Consider the following 16,800-nt stretch of genomic DNA (forward strand, 5'->3'; position numbering starts at 1 on the left):
CGTTGAGTGTATGTGAAAATTACCGTTTGTGGATGACGCGGCAGATATCTGGCCGCGTCGGGTGGGTTTGTTAACTGACCGCTCCGGCTAAAGCGCGACCCCTGATCGCCAGCAGCGACACCAGCGCCAGCACGATGATGGTCATGCCATAGTACCAGGCGGTCTGGTTCAGCCCGATATGGGGCGCTGCCATTCCGGCGGCAATCGCAGGGAGGGCAAAGGCGAGATAGCTTTTGATCAAAAAGGCGGAGAACAGTCCGGCGCGTTCATGACTTTCAGCTAACTGCATAATGATCTTCAGCACGCTGGAGAAAATCGATCCAAATCCCTGACCCGCAATGGCAGTGCCGAGATAGAGCCAGGCCACGCTGTGCAGAGAAAGGCCCGCAAGCGTGACGCTGACGCCCGCTATCAGCATCAGCGTACCGATAACTAATGCCCGCGCAGGCGGTAACGGGCGAAAGAGAAATACTGCTGCCGTTGCGCTCAGCATCAGCGTCGCCACAATCGAGCCGCCGATAAAAGGCGATGTCAGGCCGGTTGCGTTCGCCACCATTGAGGGCATCAGTGAAAGGTAAAATCCGCCCAGCATCCAGGTTGCGATGTTAACCGGCGTCACCATTAACAGCGGGCCCAGCGCGCGTCGCGGTATGCTGACCTGGGGTCGCAGTGCGGCCAGAACACCCGGCTGAGGCGCAATGGTTTCTGGTATCAGCGGCAACAGCGCCATGGCAACCACCATCAGGAGCAGCAGCAACGCGTAGAGCGTCACCGTGGGAAAGGGCGCAAAGGTGACCAGTATGCCGCCCGCCAGCGTGCCCAGCGTCATCCCCAGAAAGGCGGTGAATGAGTTCAGGAGTGGCCCACGGGTTTTACTGGCGTCAATCAGGCTGGCACCAAAGGTCGGTAAGGCAATACCGGTTGCAAAGCCCTGCACCAGCCGGGCGGCGATTAAGGTCGCCGCAGAACCGGCAGACATAAAGATCACCAGCGCGACCGCATTGATCGCCAGCGCCAGCAGCATCAGCGGGCGGCGGCCGGTATAGTCGGACACTTTACCGACCGTCAGCAGCGCGGCCAGTAACGCGAAAGCATAGGCACCAAAGATCAGCGTCAGCATGGTCGGCGTCAAATGGAACAGGCTGCGATAAAGTGGGTAGAGCGGCGTTGGCGCACTGCTGGTGGCGGAAATCAGCGCCGCACCGGTAAAACTGAAAAGCGTGGTGCGGGCAGCAGCCTGAGGCGTCAATGTGGGGTTCATGGAAATCACCTTAATGCAAAGTATTAGCTTTTAATAAGGTATACGGCTATCTGTGCCTTAATGCAATGTCTTTGCTTTAACCTACTTTGCTGTGTGACTTAGTGTCACCCTGTGGTAAGGTTTGTGTTACTAAGTCACACATGGGAGGAGATATGGCTTCAACAAGACTTCGTCAGCAGGGCGGGGCGGTCGTGCTGACTATCCCCAGCGAGATTGCTGCCAGAGCGGGCTGGACCGTTGGCATTGAGCTGGACGTCACCGCAGAAGGCGAATCCGTGAATATTGTGCCGGTAACGCGTGTACCACGCGGTCGCCGCACAGTTGCTCAGTTGCTCGCCGGTATCGATCAGCAGGAAATTCAACAGTATAACGAAGAGGCCGCCGACGGGCTGAACGACGCGCAGCAGGGCAGGGAGCATATCTGATGGTTTCAAGGAGAGTGCCGCAGAAAGGCGAAATCTGGCACGTTAATGGCGATCCGGTTGAAGGGCGAGAGTTTAAAGGGCCGCATTATTACCTTGTTATCTCGCAACGGGAGTTGGTTGCGGCTTTGGGAACGGCAGTTTGCGTGCCGGTAACAAGTGGCGGCGGCGCATCACGTTCACAGGGCGTGACCGTTTATCTGGACGGTAACAGCACAGATACCGGCAAAGTGACCGGCGTGGCGCTGTGCTATCAGGTGCGCTCGCTTGACCTGACTGCGCGCAGGGCAAGCTATGCCGCCACCGTTGAGCCACATGTTATGGATGAAATATTGTCTTTGGTCGTAGACCTTATCGACCCGCGGTAAGTCAACACTGGCTGACAGTTAAAGCTTAATAATTATAAATTCCTGGAAAGCATAAAGGTCTGGTCCATATTGTAATCGTGTGACCTGATGCAAGCGTTGCAACCCCAAATGGGGCTCGTTTATGCTAACTCACATCCGCTCTCCCTTCGCCTGCGCTTTGTCTCTCCGGGCCGCTTTCCTGCACTCTTCTCTGTCCGTTTCCTGATACGTGTTGTTATGTGCTTTGCGGGTTGTTTATCAATAATATTTCGGCGAGTCTCACTGTTAATAACAATCAGGGAGCCAGATGATGAAGATAGCTGAGATCGATCATATCCATCTCTACGTTGAAAATATTGAACAGGCAGAAAAGTGGTACAACGAGATCCTGGGCTTTGAACGCGACCCTTCACTGTACTTCTGGTTTGAACAGGGTGGGCCGCTGGTCATAAGAAATAACAGGGCATCCCTCTCTCTTTTCCTGCGAAAATCTCAGCCACCAGGCCATACGGTGGCTTTCGGGGTGGCAGCCTCATCTTTCAACGAACTTATGCCTGTACCCCGTAAGAATAAAATCCCAGCGTCAGTGACCACGACGTGTCGATGTCCGTCTATTTCAGCGATCTCAGTAATAATAAAATTGAAGTGACCTCTTACGACTACCTGCATGCAAAGCAGATACTGGAGAGCTTTACGTAACGCTATCGCTGTTTGCGCTTAGAGGCGTGACTGCAGGCGCACGATGATCTCCGTTCCGAAAGTATAAGTACTTCACTCATCGGCACGCCGGATGAAGTGAAGCTTCCTGGCCCTGAACGGCGATCAGTAAAGTGAGTTCTTCAATCGCTCAGGCAGCGCTTTGTCGTAGGCATCGCCATCAATCTCTGCAATCTGTTTGAGGATCGAACCGGTGCTGGGCAGCGACTGCCGTGAGATCTGCGTTTCGGCATCCCATAATCCGGAGCGAATAATCGCCCGACTGCACTGAAAGAAAACGCTCTCCACAGTGATGCGCAATACGGTTTTTGGCAGCTGATTGTTGATGGCAAAGCGCTCAAGCAGCGCCGGGTCGGTGCTGATCGCTGCTGTGCCGTTCACGCGCAACGTCTCGCCAATGCCAGGGATGAGAAAAAGCAGCGCTACCCGATTGTCATGCAGAATGTTGCGCAGGCTGTCGATGCGGTTATTGCCGCGTCTGTCGGGTAATAACAGGGTCTTGTCATCTTCGATTTCGATAAATCCGGCCGGATCGCCGCGCGGTGAAACATCCAGTCCCTCAGGCCCCGACGTTGCCAGCGCCACAAAAGGCGAGGCGGCGATAAACGGACGATAGGCGGGATGAATATGATCGGTTTCTTTAGCGACAGAGGGCCGGGCGACCGTGCCGTAAAGACCTTCAAGTTCGGTAAGTTCAGTGATAATGCTGCTCTGTTCAGACATTTTTGCACTTTCCTTTCACTATTCAGATCCTCATAACGCTGAAGGTGAGACTACACAGACCCGACGCGCCAGTTTAAGCTGCACTTTAACACCCAGGCAGCGTATTCAGAACCCGTGCGTCACCCTTTATGGCAATCGCCCCAGGTGAATCCGTCTTCCCGGCGCGAAAACAGCTTATTACCCGTGGCGACAACCTCTTTCCACCTTTACCAATATCATAAGCACAACACAACGTAGTGACAGCCTCTGATGAGAGATCCATATTCTGCAATCAGATGAGCACGAAAACCGCGGCTTGTGCACTGAAATTAGCCACCGTTCGTTAAGAGTATTAACAGAGTTGGTGACAGGAGAAGTTGCTGATATAAAGAGTAAAGATTGCTTATTCAGCACCCAAAAGGAGCGCAGGATGGTTTGGGAATCAGAGCGGCTGCTATACAGATATACTCTTCGCGAGGATCTTGACGACCTCTTCAGAATTTATGGCGACCCCGAAACGCATAAATTTAACCCGCGAGGTCCATGGCCCGACAGAACGTATGCCATTCAGGCCATAGAGCGCATATTACAGAGCTATCAGGAACAGGGTTTTGGCGACTGGACGATATTTGAGAAAGCCCATCCGGATAAAATTATTGGTTTTGGCGGTGTTTTCAGAAGCCAGTTTGACGGTCGTCAGACGAATAATCTCGGTTACCGGTTTGAGCCTGCTGCCTGGGGAAAAGGGTATGCTACCGAGCTTTCCCGCAGAGCCATTCGCTACGGATTCGAAGAGGCCGGGCTGAGCATCATTACGGGTGTGACGCGCGAAAACCATCTGGCTTCGCGCCGGGTACTGGAAAAAGCCGGCTTAACCTTTTTGAAAAAGGTCGACGATCCGGAGGGGTTGCCTCCCAGCCTGATGTACACCCTTACACGACGTGACTGGCTTGCGGCTGGCAACATCGTTACCGCATAAGTTTGATCTTTCCCGTTTGTGATTCAGGCGTGGCGAAATCTGCGCCACCTTTTCGCGCAAAGTCCCTTTAAACCCTCTCTTATCCCGCGATTAATACTCCGCTGTGTGGATTACTTTAGCCACCTTAATCAGGGGGAGGCTTTATGGATATTCGTACAATTTTTATTTCAGCAGTTATGGCAGTCAGTCTTTTATGGATAGGCGCATCAGATAACCGTTCGTCACATCTCACCGCCGAGCCGGTTAAATCTGTCCTGAGTAAACTGCAGCCTTGATTCTCAATCGTCCGATAGCACACATTAGCGCCTGCTCAGCCTGAGATGCGGTACACTGCCGGTATCTGTTAATGCAACTTCGTTGCTTTAACCATGACGTTCAGGCTGATAAAAGCGGGAGAAAGTGATGGCGAGGGAGATGATTCGGCAGGGTGGGCGCAGCGCACGTATTCAGGCGGAAGTGCATAACACCGTTAACCGCTTGCTTGAAACGCTTGATCGTTCAGCTATTACAGTGCCGATGATCGCCGAACAGGCGGGTGTGACACCTTCCACGATCTATCGGCGCTGGGGCGATCTGTCCCAGTTGCTGGCGGATGTGGCCGTGGCACGGATGCGGCCCATTGCAGAACCGGAAGATACCGGATCGACGGCCGGCGATCTTACCGCGTTCATCCAGCAGTATGCTGAAGAGATGTCGTCCAAAGTCGGTCGTGAGCTTCTGGCTGATGTGATAGGAAGTCAGGCTGAAGCGGCGAGCCAGAAATGCTGTGGGTTTACCTATCAGCATCTTGAAACACTGAAAAGTCGGGCCGAGGCACGCGGCGAATCAGGCTTTGACGTTGATCGCATCATCGATGTGGTCGTGGCGCCGGTGATGTTTCATATTCTGTTCGGCGACCGCGACATCTCAGCAGAATACTGTTCGTCTCTGGTTCAGCGGGCATTTCAGACAGCAGTCAGCGCTGAACAAAGGGCAGGGCGGCTTGCGTGATCAGATGCTGCAAGAGTGCTCGCGCCGGATCGTTACCCTGATCTGAGCGGGCGAGCGCGATACCCAGATAGCCGGGCATTGGCAGCCGGTGTGATTCAATCACCAGCGTCTCCGGCAACCCTGCGCGGGTGCGCAGGGTGATGCCCAGCCCGGCCTGTAATGCCGCCCAGATCCCGCTAAGACTGTGGCTGGTGAACACTACCCGCCACGAAATACCTGCCTTATCCAGCGCCTCGATGGCGCGCGATCGCATGACACACGGCGCATCGAATGCCACCAGCGGCAGCGGCTCGCCGCGCTGCAGATATCCCGCCAGATCAAACGCCGGATGCTGTATCCAGGCTAACGGACACTGACCAATTAACTGCGTGCCAGCCTGCTGCTCTGCCTGCCACAGCAGCGCCAGGTCCAGCTCATGACGGGCCAGCGCCGTAAGCAGCGGCAGATTTCTGTCGACGCGTGCGGTCAGCATCACCTCCGGATGCTGCCGGTTGAACGCGCCGAGAATGTCCGGCATCAACGCCTCGCCAAAATCCTCCTGCATCCCGATGCGTATTTCGCCCTGCAACGCTTCGCCTTTCACTGCCCGCAATGTCTCATCGTTCAGCGACAGCAGGCGTCTGGCGTAACTCATCAGCTGTTCACCGCTGCGGGTCAGCTGCACATGACGCCCTTTTTTCATCACCAGCGCCGTGCCGCATTGCTGCTCCAGTTTCTTAAGCTGCGCACTCACGGCCGAGGCAGACCGACACAGATGCTGTGCCGCCAGGGCAAAGCTGCCGGCATCAATGCCCGCGACGAAACTGCGCAGCGCATCCATATCGAGGGACTCCGGTACCTTGTTCATTATTGTCCTGTAATTATGGATGGTAAGAGCTGATTAATTTGATTTTCAGGATTGAAGGCCTGAGTGACACTCTGTCTCACCACTGAGGAGTGTGCAATGAAAAAATCGCTTGATCGGGAAACACTGGCGCAGCGCGCGCCAAAACTGGCCGAACTGACACAGCAGGTGCTGTTTGGCGATATCTGGCAGCGCGAACTGCTGTCACCGCGTGAACGCAGCCTGCTGACGCTGGCAACGTTAACCGCGCTGGGGCGGGTCCAGCAGCTGCCGTGGCACATCGATTTCGCCCGGCAAAATGGACTGACGCAGGATGAGCTGGTGGAGAGCTTCACGCATCTGGCGTTTTACGCAGGCTGGCCCGCCGCCGTCACCGCGCTGGGTTATCTGGAGGATAATCACTGATGCCCTTTACCCGAATTACCCTGCGTCAGGGCTACAGCGAGGCGGCTCTGCATCAGATTTCCACGCTGCTTCAGCAGGCGCTGGTCGCGGAATTTGACGTTCCTGAGCATGATTGCTTTCAGGTGATTGAGATGCTGCCCGCCGGACAGCGGGTATTTAATCGTCACTATCTCAGCGGCGGGCGTAGCGATAATTTCGTGCTGTTTCAGGTGACAGCAGGCCGACCGCGAACCCGACAACAGAAGCAGCAGTTTTATCATTCACTCTGTACGACGCTTCAGGCGGAGATGGCGATCGATCCTGACGACGTGATGATCATCATTCAGTTTAACAGCACCGAAGAGTGGAGCTTTAGCGGCGGCCGGATGCTGGCACAGGAGGCGTTATGATTATCATGCACTACCGTTTTACCCTGCCCGCTGACTACGACATGGGCATCATCGAACAGCGCATCAGTCTGAACGGAGCCCGGCTTGATGGCTTTCCAGGGCTGGTGGCCAAGGCATATCTTTACACTTGCCGTGATGATGACGGACAGAATGAAAACCGTTATGCGCCGCTCTATTTCTGGCGGGAGGCGAGTGGTATGCAGCGTTTCCTGCAAAGTCCTGGCTTTGCGACGCTGGTCAGGGATTTTGGCTGGCCGATCATCGAAAGCTGGCTGGCGCTTGAGGGGCAGACCCATATCCCTGATCTGGCCGACGCCCGCTTTATAACGCTGAACCGCTGGACGATTCCACCGCATTCAGACCTTACGACACTGCCGGGAACAACAGGGATCAGCGCCTGGGATGTGAGCCGCTGGCAGGGAGTAGACGTTAACGCTTCACACCAGCGCCCCGCTGGCGAGCAGGAAGTCTATCGCATCGGTTATCTGGCGCGGGGCGCAGCCGCCGCGGATCTGCAGCTCTAGCATCGGGAATGTCGTTGTTTTCTACTCAGAGGGCAAAAATGGCTTCAATCTCTATGCGCAGGTCAGTGGAGAAAAGTCCGCTGACCTGTACCAGTGAGCTGGCGGGCAGATGCTCGCCGTAGTTGCGATAAAGGACTTCCCGCAGCGCGGTGATCTCTGTGAAAGAGGTGATGAATATCGTGACCTTCAGCAGCGCTGCGAGCGACGTATGCTCAGCCGCGGCAACCGCCCTGAGTTGATCAAAAATGGCTTCTGCCTGGTCAGCCATATCTCCCTGCTGAGCCGCCGTACCGAAAGCGGTCAGTCCTGAGACATACAGCGTCGCGCCATGCTTCACTGCGTGGACATAAGGCGCTTTTACTTCGCCCAGTTGCGGATAATTTTTGCGTTCTGGCATCGTCATATTTTCCTCTTTTAAGTGATTTCATACCATACAGGCTACTGGCATTAAAGCAGGCTGAGAGTCGATAGCGGGTTGTGTTAACAAATCGGCAATAGGCAGAAGAGGTGATTGCTGGTGGTTAAGGCGATCTTTTGACGATTTCAGTCGATTTCAGTCGATTTCAGACATCAACGCCGGTCCTGTGTTGCGTGCTATATACAATACATTGAATAGCATGACTACCTTCTGCTTTTGAACCTATCAGGACGATGCCTTGCCATCCAGGTTCAGTAACGTGGATAGGGTGGATAAATATGTACACGATTTCACTCCTGGGTTATATTCACCCTATGTCCCTCGGAAAAGAGAGGGTCAGTTCAAATCTTACAGTCTGTGAAGTATTTTAACTAACGATGAAATCTGGATGGCTCTACCGGCAATCCCTTTGATTTTACCCGTCCTGTCTAATCGGAAATCATGTATGAACTCAAATCAAACCATGTCCCAGAAGCTTGCCAGAGACAGTCTCGGAAATGCTGCCGCCTTCGAAGGTGGAGTATACGTAACAAAAAACGGCGTCTCTGAACTCTTCATCCAGACTGCTGCTGAGCGTCAGGCTGAGATTAGAGAGATCGAGCAGGAAAGAAACATAAACGCCCTTTTCAAGCTGGCCTTGCAAGCTAAAAAGGAAGTCGCTGATGGCAAAGGCATGACCCCTGAAGACGTTCTGGGAAGGTTACGTGCCGCAAGAAAATAATAGAGAGGCTTTGAGTGTCAGAACAATATCAGCTGGTAATCGCGCCTCTGGCTGAACAGTGTCTCAAGGACATTGAGTCCTATAAGAGCGGAACAGTTGGGGCGCAGCAAGCGGCTGCATTTGTCGATAATCTACTCATGGATTCAGTCGACAATATCAGTCAGGATCCTGAAAGGTATCGCTACAATGCTTATCTTTCAGAGCGCGGGCTTTTGTTACGCGAACGTCTTGATGTTGAAGGAGAGTATCGTGTTCTGTACGATTTCGTGGACAGTACTATCCAGATTCTTCTTTTCGTTAGCATGAAACAGGATTTCGGAAATTTGCTCTACAGATACAACATACTGAAATGACGCTCAGGGCCCGCTAATGCGGGCTTTTGCATAATGAAAGCTTATGAACGTAAGCGCCACTGTCAGCATCCCCGTTTTAGTTTCACTCAATTTTTGAGATTTGCGGATTCTCAGCCATAAGCCCATATTCTTCCGGCATCAGGTTATCAGGGATTCATAAGCCCGCTTACCTGTAAGTCGTAGACAAAAAACACGGTAATTTCAGATGCGTAGGGATAAGCCAGGACGGGCGCGGCCATAATGATGACCAGCGCGAAATCATATGAATAATGATATGAACACGCCCGTCAGAAATCAGCGCTTCAGCATCTGCTGGCAGGCGAGGTTATCCTGGGCGGCGCGCTGCTGTTCATCAGGTGTCAGTTGCTGCCAGCGAGCAATCACGCTGCGGCCCAGCCCCGATTTATAAGTGATTTTTTGCAGCGCATAATCAGAGTTGCCGCCTTCAATGACGTTCTGCATCTGCCGGTCGAGGGGCTGCTTATTATCATGATCAATCGCGCAGAGCACCGCGACGTAATACGCCTTATCTTCCTCACTGTCGTGTGGGATAAACCACCAGGCGGCCAGGGCGAGGATCAGCAGCAGGGGCAGGATATATTTTACTTTAGCCATTTTAGTCACCGGTTGAGTGCCGTTAAGTCAGCCGGGTATGGCCAGACGCAGGGCGCGTATCCTGCCACAGTTTCCGCTCACCGTTAATCTCGTTTAGCCGCTGTTGAGGCAATGTTCAGTTTGCTGGCGCTTCAATCAGCGTCGTACTGATTTGCGCACCCGGCATCATCTGCTGTAATCCCGAAACCAGATCGTCGCTGGCCTGTTGCAGCGCGGAGAGCGGCATAGCGGGCAGACTTTCCAGAATGAACCACATCTGCTGCGCGCTGGCATCCAGTCGGGTTCTTACACCCTGACGCCAGTTCCAGCGGCGACAGGTCACGCCCTGATCGTCGCGCCAGATCACTTCACCCGGTTCCGGCGACTCATAAACCACCTCGCCCTCTTTAACGGTATCGAAACGTTCACTGCCGTCAGCAATCACCAGACGTGGCTCGCCAGCATAGGCCGCGATATTTTCACCCCCGACCGGCAGCGCATAACGAACGCTGATGGCGTTATAGAGATCGACAACCGGATCGATGGCAGGCAATGCGCCATCCCGCAGCACACGCTTACGCAATGCTTCTGCCGAACAGGGTGTACGTTTCGCTTTGGCACCAAAGGCTTTAAACACCTCAGCCCAGGCTGCGAGATGCGCGTCTGCCCACGCCGCATCATCATTTAACACCTGCTGGCATGCGCTCTTCAGTGCATCGCTGGCAACTTCTGGTCGGATAATCGGTGTGGCTTCCACCACAATACTCATGGCACGAAAGCCGGGAGCGAGCGCGAAAACAGCGGGAGCGATTGACGGGTGAACAGATAACATCGGATACTCTCTCAGTGACTAATTTATTTCATAGTAATGACCGATGACCAAAAAAGTCAATATAACGACCGATGCGGGTGCCGATGTCGCCAGTGTCAATCAGGCTGTTTCGGACAGCATCAAAAGCTGGCGTAAAAGTCAGAAACTCTCGCTGGATGAGTTATCACGCCGGGCTGGCGTCAGTAAAGGCATGCTGGTGGAGATCGAGAAGGGTGTCGCCAATCCCAGCATTGCCATTCTCTGTAAAGTGGCTGCCGCACTGGGCGTCTCGGTGGCAGATATCGTCAACGTTGCGCATGCGCCTGACGCCTGGCTGATTGAGAACAGCGAAATGCCCCGGCTGTGGCAGGGCGAGCAGGGCGGTTATGCGCAGCTGCTGGCGGGAACCCGTGGGCCGGATATGATCGAGCTATGGCGCTGGCAGATGTTTGCGGGCGAAGCTTTCCGTTCAACCGGTCACTCTTCAGGCACGCTCGAACTGTTGCACGTCGAGCAGGGCACGCTCGCCTTAACGGTGGGTGAGCAGACCCTGGTGGTGCAGCAGGGCTGTGCAGCCGTAGCGCGAACCGATATGCCGCATGCCTATGCCAGTGCCGATCACCTGCCGGTTATCTTCACCATGACAGTGGCCGAACTGCAGCGCTGACGGCGCTATTCTGCGGCGGTCGCTTCGCCTGGACACGCCAGCAGCAGCGTTTTCAGCAACCTTTCCAGTTCGGCACGCTCTGAAGCGCCAAGCGGGGCCAGCAACGCCTCCTGCGTAGCGGTATGGACGCGGAGTGCATGCTCAATCTGCTGCTGCCCGTGGGGCGTCAGCCGGACCAGCATGCTGCGCTTATCCTCTGGCGCGGCAATACGCTCGATCAGATGCTGCTGCTCCAGCCGGTTCAGACGATTTGTCATCGCACCGGAAGTCACCAGCAGCGCCTGGTAGAGCTGGGTGGGCGACAGGCGAAAAGGCGATCCCGCCCGTCGCAATGTCGCCAGCACATCAAATTCCCCCTCCTGAAAACCAAAAGGCTCCAGTGCCTGACTGCGCGCTTTCGCCAGATGTTTCATCAGACGCAACACCCTGCCGAAGATCCGCATTGAAGAGGCGTCGAGATCGGGCATCGCGTCGTCCCACTGACTGACAACGAAATCAATATGGTCATGCATAAATCACCTTTAAATATTGTGGTTATGTTGTCGGGTTGTGCGCAGCCTCTTAACACCGGGGGGAATTTATCTTAACGTTAAGATAAATGGTGGCAGCCCGGTGCTGTCATCGTCAATCCTCTGTTAAGGCGTCGATGATGAAAAATAAGGTGTTGTTCCCCATTCTGTTTGCCGTGATCGCTTTTCTTATCGGGCTGAATCTGCGGCCTATGCTGGCGATTATCGGCCCGCTGTTCCCGGTGTTGCAACTGCAGGCCGGATTGTCGTCGACGACGTTCAGTCTGCTGACCACGCTGCCAGTGGCGATGATGGGCCTGGCCGCACTCTCTGGCCCGTGGCTGATCGCCCGCATCGGGCCGGTAAAGGGAATCGCCGCCGGTTTGCTCTGTCTGACGTTCGCCTGCCTGTGGCGCGGCGTTACGCTTACTCCCTCTCAGCTGCTGCTCACCGCGCTGGCGGGGGGCGCAGGAATTGGCGTGATACAGGCGCTGATGCCCGCTCTGATCCGGCAACGCTTTGCTGAAGCCGCGGCGACGCTGATGGCGCTGTTCAGCACGGGCATTATGGCGGGCGCGGCACTGACTGCTGCCGGTGCCGACCCGCTGTTTTCATGGCTGGGCCTGCAACCCGCGCTGGCGCTTTCCGGCGGGTTAACGCTGGTCACACTGCTGATCTGGCTGACTTTAGTCAGACGATCGCCGCAGGTGAGCGTGGCCTCTGATGCAGCGACGCTGCCTGTGCGGCGTACCCTGTTGCTGATGCTCTTTTTCGGCATTGGCACGGGTGCTTATACATTAGTGCTGGCCTGGCTGCCGCCATTCTATATTCAACTGGGCTGGAGTGCTCGCCACAGTGGCTATCTGCTCGCGGCCCTGACGTTAACCGAAGTGGTGGCAGGATTCATCGTCTCGGCGACGTTACATCGCTTTCCCGATCGCCGTCCGCTGCTGCTCGGCGTGCTGGCCCTGTTGCTGCTGGGGCTGCTGAGTCTGGTCTTTTACCCGGGTACGATGCCGATACTCTCTTCACTGTTACTGGGTACGGGCATCGGTGCGCTCTTTCCGCTGTCGCTGATCGTCACGCTGGATCATGCGCGCAGTGCCAGAGAAGCGGGCATTCTGCTGTCACGTGTACAGGGAGGCGGATATCTGATTGCGGCTCTGATGCCGCTGCTGGCAGGCTGGGTGCGTGATAGCGGAACGTCAATGACTCAGGCCTGGCTGATCATGAGCGCTGGCGTTGTGCTGTTAATGGTGATTGCCCGACGCTTCAGACCTCAGAACAGTATCAACTGAACAAAGCCGTTGCCGATCAATGTCGATCTGGCATGCTGGAATAAAACCCCTGAACCCGGAGTGCATTGTGAAAGTCATTGGTCTGTTAGGCGGTATGTCGTGGGAGTCTACCGCGCTCTATTACCGTATTCTCAATCAGCTGGTTAAACAGCGGCTGGGCGGCCTGCACTCGGCGGAGCTGGTGCTCTATAGCGTGGATTTTCAGCGCATCGAGCAGCTACAGGCTGCGGGCGAGTGGCAGCAGGCGGGAGAGATACTGGCTGAAGCGGCACGCAATCTGGAACGGGCTGGCGCGCAGTTCATCGTACTCTGTACCAATACCATGCATAAAGTGGCAACACAAATCAGCGCCGCAACGGGCATCCCGCTGCTGCATATCGCCGACGCCACCGGACGGCGCATTCAGCAGGCCGGGGTGCGTAAGGTCGGATTACTGGCGACGCGATTCACCATGGAACAGGATTTCTATCGCGGGCGACTTCAGCAGCAGTTTGGTCTTGAGGTGATCACGCCGGATAGAGAGGATCGAATTTTTGTGCATGAGGTGATTTACCACGAACTCTGTCTGGGCGAGATCAATCCCGCGTCGCGTCGCCGTTATGGGGAGATCATGCAGCAGCTGGTCGCGCAGGGCGCGGAGGCCATTATTCTGGGCTGCACCGAAATCACACTGCTGGTGGATGCCACGGATGCCAGCGTGCCACTGTTTGATACCACGCTTATCCACGCGGAAGAGGCCGTTACCCAGGCTCTGGCCTGACGTTTATCCTGCACTTAGCCTTGAGGGAATCGCATGAAAATTGAAAATCTGCCGTTTGGCCTGACCCAGTGGGATCAGATTGAAGAGACGATTCATCCCGGCGACCAGGGGCAGGCGACCTGGCGAACCGTGAAGTTTTACGATATCCGGGTGCGGATGGTCGACTATTCACCAGGCTATGTCGCCGATCACTGGTGCACAAAGGGCCATATTTTGCTGTGCATGGCGGGTGAGTTGCACACTGAACTGGCAGATGGTCGCCGTTTCGTGCTGACACCGGGCGTCAGCTATCAGGTGGCGGACGATGCTGAACCACATCGCTCCTTTACGTCCACAGGCGCGCAACTCTTCATCGTTGACTGAGTTCACCATCAGCCTCTCTGGTGATCACCTGCTGGTGAATCATCGCGTCGTTGACACTTTTAAAAGTAAACTGAATCAGCTTTATAAAAATCAGCAAAATTAATGGCTTATTTCATCAGAGTTATCTGGTTCTGACAGGAATAATTTCCATCAGGTTGTATGCTAGAAGCCTTATAAGAACGTTTTGCATTCATCTGAGGTGGGGAAGCCTGTGCTGATAAAAAAGAAGAAAGTTCGTTCGCATACCGAAGATCGACTGCTGGCGCTGGTGCTTGCCACTACCGCCGGCATCCTTAATGCCATGGCGCTGGGCGCGTTTGGATTTTTTCCATCGCATATGACGGGTAACACCTCGCAAATCTCCCAGGAAGTGACCACCAGCGACCTCCATACCATGCTGTTTTTGATGGCACTGATTATTGCCTTTGTGCTGGGCTGTACCGTTGCCCGGCTGGCGGTGGTAGTGGGGATCAAACATAAGTTACGCACCATATTCTGTCTGATCATTCTGGCGGAAGGGGCGGCACTGACGGCGGCATCAATCTTTGAAATCGTGTTCTACCGGCCAAGCTTTAACGGGGAAGTGCTGTTAATGCTGGGCTTTTTAATGGGGATTCATAATGCGACATCGACGCAGCTCTCCAATGGCCGCGTCAGATCGACCCACATTACCGGCACGCTGACCGATGCGGGTATTGCGCTGGGGTCGTGGATCTTTGCCCATACGTCCCACGCCGTGCATCTTGAAACCGACGATCGTCGCTTTTTCCAGAAGGTTCTGCACACCCATCTGACTACCGTGTTTTCATTCCTGAGCGGCTGTATTGCCGGTCTGCTGCTGTTCAAAGTCTATGGCTTTAACGCCATGGTTGGACTGGGGATATTTCTGATGCTGGTGGCACTGACGGCCATCGCTATCACCGTGCAGCGTACCCGCAGAAGCCTCTACTGACAGTAAAACTTCCCGCCCGATGCATACAGCGCATCGGGCGGGTTGCTTACTGCTGCGTTCGGGTTGGCCGCACCACGATTTCGTTCACATCTACCTCTTCAGGCTGTTCAATGGCATAGCACACGGCGCGACCAATGGCGTCCGGCTGCAACGCGATAGCGCGATAGTGCTGCATCGCCTCGGCGGCTGCCGGATCGGTAATGGTTGATGCCAGCTCGCTCTCCACCACACCGGGATGGACACAGGTCACCCGTAGCTGACTGTTCTCCTGCCGTAATCCGTCGGAAATCGCCCGCACCGCAAACTTAGTGGCGCAGTAGACGGCTGCGGTGGGCGACACGGCCAGCGCCCCTATCGACGCGACGTTGATGATGTGGCCGCGCTGGTGGGCCAGCATGGTCGGCAACACTGACGCAATGCCATACAGCACCCCTTTGATGTTTACGTCGATCATCTGTTCCCACTCTTCCACCCGCAGCGACGCCATCGGTGACAATGGCATAATACCGGCGTTATTGATCATTACATCCACCCGGCCCCATCTCTCCAGCGCATACTCAACGAACTGCGTCATCTCTTCGCGGCGCGTTACATCAAGTGCTTTGATCGCCACCTCTGCACCATTGAACTGCAGCTCTTCAGCCAGCGCGGCCATGCGGCTTTCCCGCCGCGCACCCAGCAGCAGAATGACATCTGTTTTCGCCAGTTCACGTGCAATGCCTGCACCGATGCCGCTTGAGGCGCCGGTAATTAAAATCACTTTCTGAGTCATTTTGTTTCTCCAGTCAGGTTGTCACTGGCGATCATACGGCGACTGCATTATAAAGATAATCCACCGAACGCTTTACGGACTGGTAACTCAATCTGACCAATGAATGCCGATAAAAATGCTCTCGAAGTTTTTGTGATTGTGGCGCAGACGCGAAATTTCCGGCTGGCCGCAGAACAATTAGGTGTTACGCGTCCGGCGATCAGCCAGAGTCTGCGGCGTCTGGAAGACCGGCTTAACATCACGCTGATGCAACGCACCACACGCTCGGTTCAGCTGACAGAAGCCGGACAGCGGCTCTATGCCGAAGTGGCGCCGGCGATCAACCAGCTCAATCGCGCCGTGACCGATATTGCCGAACTGGCTGCGGAACCTCGGGGCCAGCTGCGGCTGGCGATCTCCTCGATTGCTGAGCGGATGTTGGGGGGAGAACTGCTGGCGAGCTTTATTACCGCTTACCCGCAGGTTGAGCTGGATATCACCGTCACCGATGAGGAGTTTGATATTGTCGGGCAGGGCTATGACGCGGGCGTGCGGCTGGGGGAGGTGATTGCTCAGGATATGATTGCGGTGCCGGTATCCACCGCGCAGCGTCAGGTGGCGGTGGCGTCACCCGCCTATCTGGCTCGTGCAGGCACGCCGCAACATCCTCAGGATCTGGTCAATCATCGCTGCATCGGCTGGCGAAGAGGGCCAGGTCTGGCCCCTTATCGCTGGGAGTTCGCAGAGCAGGGACGCGAGTTTGATGTTGCCGTCAATCCGCAACTCACCACCAACGACATGGGGGTGATGATCCGCACCGCCTGCGCCGGGGGCGGCATCAGCTTTGGCATGGAAGAAACCTTCCAGCCTTACATCGCACGTGGCGAACTGGTGACCCTGCTCGACGCATGGTTGCCCGCCTTTGCCGGCTTCTATCTCTATTTTCCCAGCCGCAAAAATCTGGCCCCCAAGCTGAGGGCGCTGATCGATCACGTCAGACTTTAGCGATAGAATGCGCGTCTG

General features: G+C 55.2%; 25 protein-coding genes. 17 read left to right on the forward strand and 8 right to left on the reverse strand.

From position 1 onward, the window contains the following. Positions 1-70: 70 nt before the first annotated feature. Entirely contained in the window at positions 71-1,261 is a 1,191-nt protein-coding gene (locus tag ACXKZD_RS21205; protein ID WP_488982303.1) for an MFS transporter, read from the reverse strand. A gap of 152 nt (positions 1,262-1,413) precedes the next feature. Here ACXKZD_RS21205 and ACXKZD_RS21210 point away from each other — a divergent pair, with 152 nt between their 5' ends. The 3 genes from ACXKZD_RS21210 (at position 1,414) to ACXKZD_RS21220 (ending at position 2,679) form a co-directional block, all read left to right on the forward strand. Continuing rightward, entirely contained in the window at positions 1,414-1,686 is a 273-nt protein-coding gene (locus ACXKZD_RS21210; protein WP_182504873.1) for an AbrB/MazE/SpoVT family DNA-binding domain-containing protein, read from the forward strand. Further along, positions 1,686-2,051, forward strand: coding sequence for a type II toxin-antitoxin system PemK/MazF family toxin (locus ACXKZD_RS21215; RefSeq protein WP_029519587.1), 366 nt, complete (start codon positions 1,686-1,688; stop codon positions 2,049-2,051). Before ACXKZD_RS21210 ends, ACXKZD_RS21215 begins: the two co-directional genes overlap by 1 nt. 286 nt (positions 2,052-2,337) lie before the next feature. After that, positions 2,338-2,679, forward strand: a complete 342-nt coding sequence (locus ACXKZD_RS21220; RefSeq protein ID WP_425002244.1) for a VOC family protein — start codon at positions 2,338-2,340, stop codon at positions 2,677-2,679. A gap of 173 nt (positions 2,680-2,852) precedes the next feature. Here ACXKZD_RS21220 and ACXKZD_RS21225 read toward each other — a convergent pair whose 3' ends face one another. Beyond that, positions 2,853-3,470 carry a pyridoxamine 5'-phosphate oxidase family protein gene (locus tag ACXKZD_RS21225; RefSeq protein ID WP_010246855.1) on the reverse strand — a complete coding sequence of 206 codons (618 nt, stop codon included), beginning with the start codon at positions 3,468-3,470 and terminating at the stop codon, positions 2,853-2,855. Between the two features lie 409 nt (positions 3,471-3,879). Here ACXKZD_RS21225 and ACXKZD_RS21230 point away from each other — a divergent pair, with 409 nt between their 5' ends. From ACXKZD_RS21230 to ACXKZD_RS21240, 3 genes are all read left to right on the forward strand, one after another. Continuing rightward, on the forward strand, positions 3,880-4,428 hold the full coding sequence (locus ACXKZD_RS21230) for a GNAT family N-acetyltransferase (protein WP_050679249.1): 549 nt from the start codon (positions 3,880-3,882) through the stop codon (positions 4,426-4,428). Positions 4,429-4,571: 143 nt separating this feature from the next. Beyond that, positions 4,572-4,703 (forward strand): hypothetical protein, encoded by a 132-nt coding sequence (locus ACXKZD_RS21235; RefSeq protein ID WP_010670579.1) that lies wholly within the window; start codon positions 4,572-4,574, stop codon positions 4,701-4,703. A 127-nt stretch (positions 4,704-4,830) separates the two neighbouring features. Beyond that, entirely contained in the window at positions 4,831-5,418 is a 588-nt protein-coding gene (locus tag ACXKZD_RS21240; RefSeq protein ID WP_488982304.1) for a TetR/AcrR family transcriptional regulator, read from the forward strand. Here ACXKZD_RS21240 and ACXKZD_RS21245 read toward each other — a convergent pair. Continuing rightward, positions 5,384-6,265, reverse strand: coding sequence for a LysR substrate-binding domain-containing protein (locus ACXKZD_RS21245; protein WP_488982305.1), 882 nt, complete (start codon positions 6,263-6,265; stop codon positions 5,384-5,386). The genes ACXKZD_RS21240 and ACXKZD_RS21245 overlap by 35 nt on opposite strands. A gap of 96 nt (positions 6,266-6,361) precedes the next feature. On the opposite strand from ACXKZD_RS21245, the gene ACXKZD_RS21250 reads away from it, so the two are divergent. Genes ACXKZD_RS21250 through ACXKZD_RS21260 form a run of 3 tightly spaced genes read left to right on the forward strand, consistent with a single transcriptional unit; the run spans position 6,362 to position 7,580 of the window. Further along, complete coding sequence (locus tag ACXKZD_RS21250) at positions 6,362-6,667, forward strand: carboxymuconolactone decarboxylase family protein (RefSeq protein WP_010246860.1); 306 nt, start codon at positions 6,362-6,364, stop codon at positions 6,665-6,667. Then, the gene (locus tag ACXKZD_RS21255; RefSeq protein ID WP_010246861.1) at positions 6,667-7,056 is read left to right on the forward strand and encodes a tautomerase family protein; all 390 of its coding nucleotides are present in this window, start codon (positions 6,667-6,669) and stop codon (positions 7,054-7,056) included. Before ACXKZD_RS21250 ends, ACXKZD_RS21255 begins: the two co-directional genes overlap by 1 nt. Beyond that, entirely contained in the window at positions 7,053-7,580 is a 528-nt protein-coding gene (locus ACXKZD_RS21260; protein WP_488982306.1) for a DUF4865 family protein, read from the forward strand. The genes ACXKZD_RS21255 and ACXKZD_RS21260 overlap by 4 nt, the downstream gene beginning before the upstream one ends. 25 nt (positions 7,581-7,605) lie before the next feature. Here the strand turns inward: ACXKZD_RS21260 and ACXKZD_RS21265 are convergent, their stop codons facing one another. Beyond that, positions 7,606-7,983, reverse strand: a complete 378-nt coding sequence (locus tag ACXKZD_RS21265) for a RidA family protein (RefSeq protein WP_437381178.1) — start codon at positions 7,981-7,983, stop codon at positions 7,606-7,608. A 460-nt stretch (positions 7,984-8,443) separates the two neighbouring features. On the opposite strand from ACXKZD_RS21265, the gene ACXKZD_RS21270 reads away from it, so the two are divergent. Both ACXKZD_RS21270 and ACXKZD_RS21275 read left to right on the forward strand, forming a co-directional pair. Next, complete coding sequence (locus ACXKZD_RS21270) at positions 8,444-8,719, forward strand: hypothetical protein (protein ID WP_010246864.1); 276 nt, start codon at positions 8,444-8,446, stop codon at positions 8,717-8,719. Positions 8,720-8,733: 14 nt separating this feature from the next. Beyond that, a complete protein-coding gene (locus tag ACXKZD_RS21275; RefSeq protein WP_033760806.1) occupies positions 8,734-9,072 on the forward strand; it encodes a type II toxin-antitoxin system RelE/ParE family toxin in 339 nt (112 codons plus the stop codon). A 294-nt stretch (positions 9,073-9,366) separates the two neighbouring features. Here the strand turns inward: ACXKZD_RS21275 and ACXKZD_RS21280 are convergent, their stop codons facing one another. Then, on the reverse strand, positions 9,367-9,687 hold the full coding sequence (locus tag ACXKZD_RS21280) for a hypothetical protein (RefSeq protein WP_033760803.1): 321 nt from the start codon (positions 9,685-9,687) through the stop codon (positions 9,367-9,369). Positions 9,688-9,802: 115 nt separating this feature from the next. Beyond that, complete coding sequence (locus ACXKZD_RS21285) at positions 9,803-10,498, reverse strand: B3/B4 domain-containing protein (protein WP_157353284.1); 696 nt, start codon at positions 10,496-10,498, stop codon at positions 9,803-9,805. A 43-nt stretch (positions 10,499-10,541) separates the two neighbouring features. On the opposite strand from ACXKZD_RS21285, the gene ACXKZD_RS21290 reads away from it, so the two are divergent. Further along, positions 10,542-11,144, forward strand: coding sequence for a helix-turn-helix domain-containing protein (locus tag ACXKZD_RS21290; RefSeq protein WP_089414715.1), 603 nt, complete (start codon positions 10,542-10,544; stop codon positions 11,142-11,144). 5 nt (positions 11,145-11,149) lie between these two features. Here ACXKZD_RS21290 and ACXKZD_RS21295 read toward each other — a convergent pair whose 3' ends face one another. After that, positions 11,150-11,656, reverse strand: a complete 507-nt coding sequence (locus ACXKZD_RS21295; protein WP_157353283.1) for a MarR family winged helix-turn-helix transcriptional regulator — start codon at positions 11,654-11,656, stop codon at positions 11,150-11,152. Positions 11,657-11,793: 137 nt separating this feature from the next. Here ACXKZD_RS21295 and ACXKZD_RS21300 point away from each other — a divergent pair, with 137 nt between their 5' ends. From ACXKZD_RS21300 to ACXKZD_RS21315, 4 genes are all read left to right on the forward strand, one after another. Next, entirely contained in the window at positions 11,794-12,951 is a 1,158-nt protein-coding gene (locus tag ACXKZD_RS21300; protein WP_050679260.1) for an MFS transporter, read from the forward strand. Between the two features lie 67 nt (positions 12,952-13,018). Beyond that, positions 13,019-13,711: an aspartate/glutamate racemase family protein gene (locus tag ACXKZD_RS21305; protein ID WP_472955383.1), complete on the forward strand. Its 693-nt coding sequence runs from the start codon at positions 13,019-13,021 to the stop codon at positions 13,709-13,711. A 33-nt stretch (positions 13,712-13,744) separates the two neighbouring features. Next, positions 13,745-14,074 (forward strand): DHCW motif cupin fold protein, encoded by a 330-nt coding sequence (locus tag ACXKZD_RS21310; RefSeq protein ID WP_488982307.1) that lies wholly within the window; start codon positions 13,745-13,747, stop codon positions 14,072-14,074. 211 nt (positions 14,075-14,285) lie between these two features. Further along, positions 14,286-15,026 (forward strand): YoaK family protein, encoded by a 741-nt coding sequence (locus ACXKZD_RS21315; RefSeq protein ID WP_010670564.1) that lies wholly within the window; start codon positions 14,286-14,288, stop codon positions 15,024-15,026. A 46-nt stretch (positions 15,027-15,072) separates the two neighbouring features. Here the strand turns inward: ACXKZD_RS21315 and ACXKZD_RS21320 are convergent, their stop codons facing one another. Further along, on the reverse strand, positions 15,073-15,798 hold the full coding sequence (locus ACXKZD_RS21320; RefSeq protein WP_033760788.1) for an SDR family oxidoreductase: 726 nt from the start codon (positions 15,796-15,798) through the stop codon (positions 15,073-15,075). Positions 15,799-15,897: 99 nt separating this feature from the next. Here ACXKZD_RS21320 and ACXKZD_RS21325 point away from each other — a divergent pair, with 99 nt between their 5' ends. Next, entirely contained in the window at positions 15,898-16,782 is an 885-nt protein-coding gene (locus ACXKZD_RS21325) for a LysR family transcriptional regulator (protein WP_050679264.1), read from the forward strand. The last annotated feature ends 18 nt before the right edge of the window (positions 16,783-16,800 follow it).

Source organism: Pantoea sp. ABR1s (assembly GCF_057812235.1).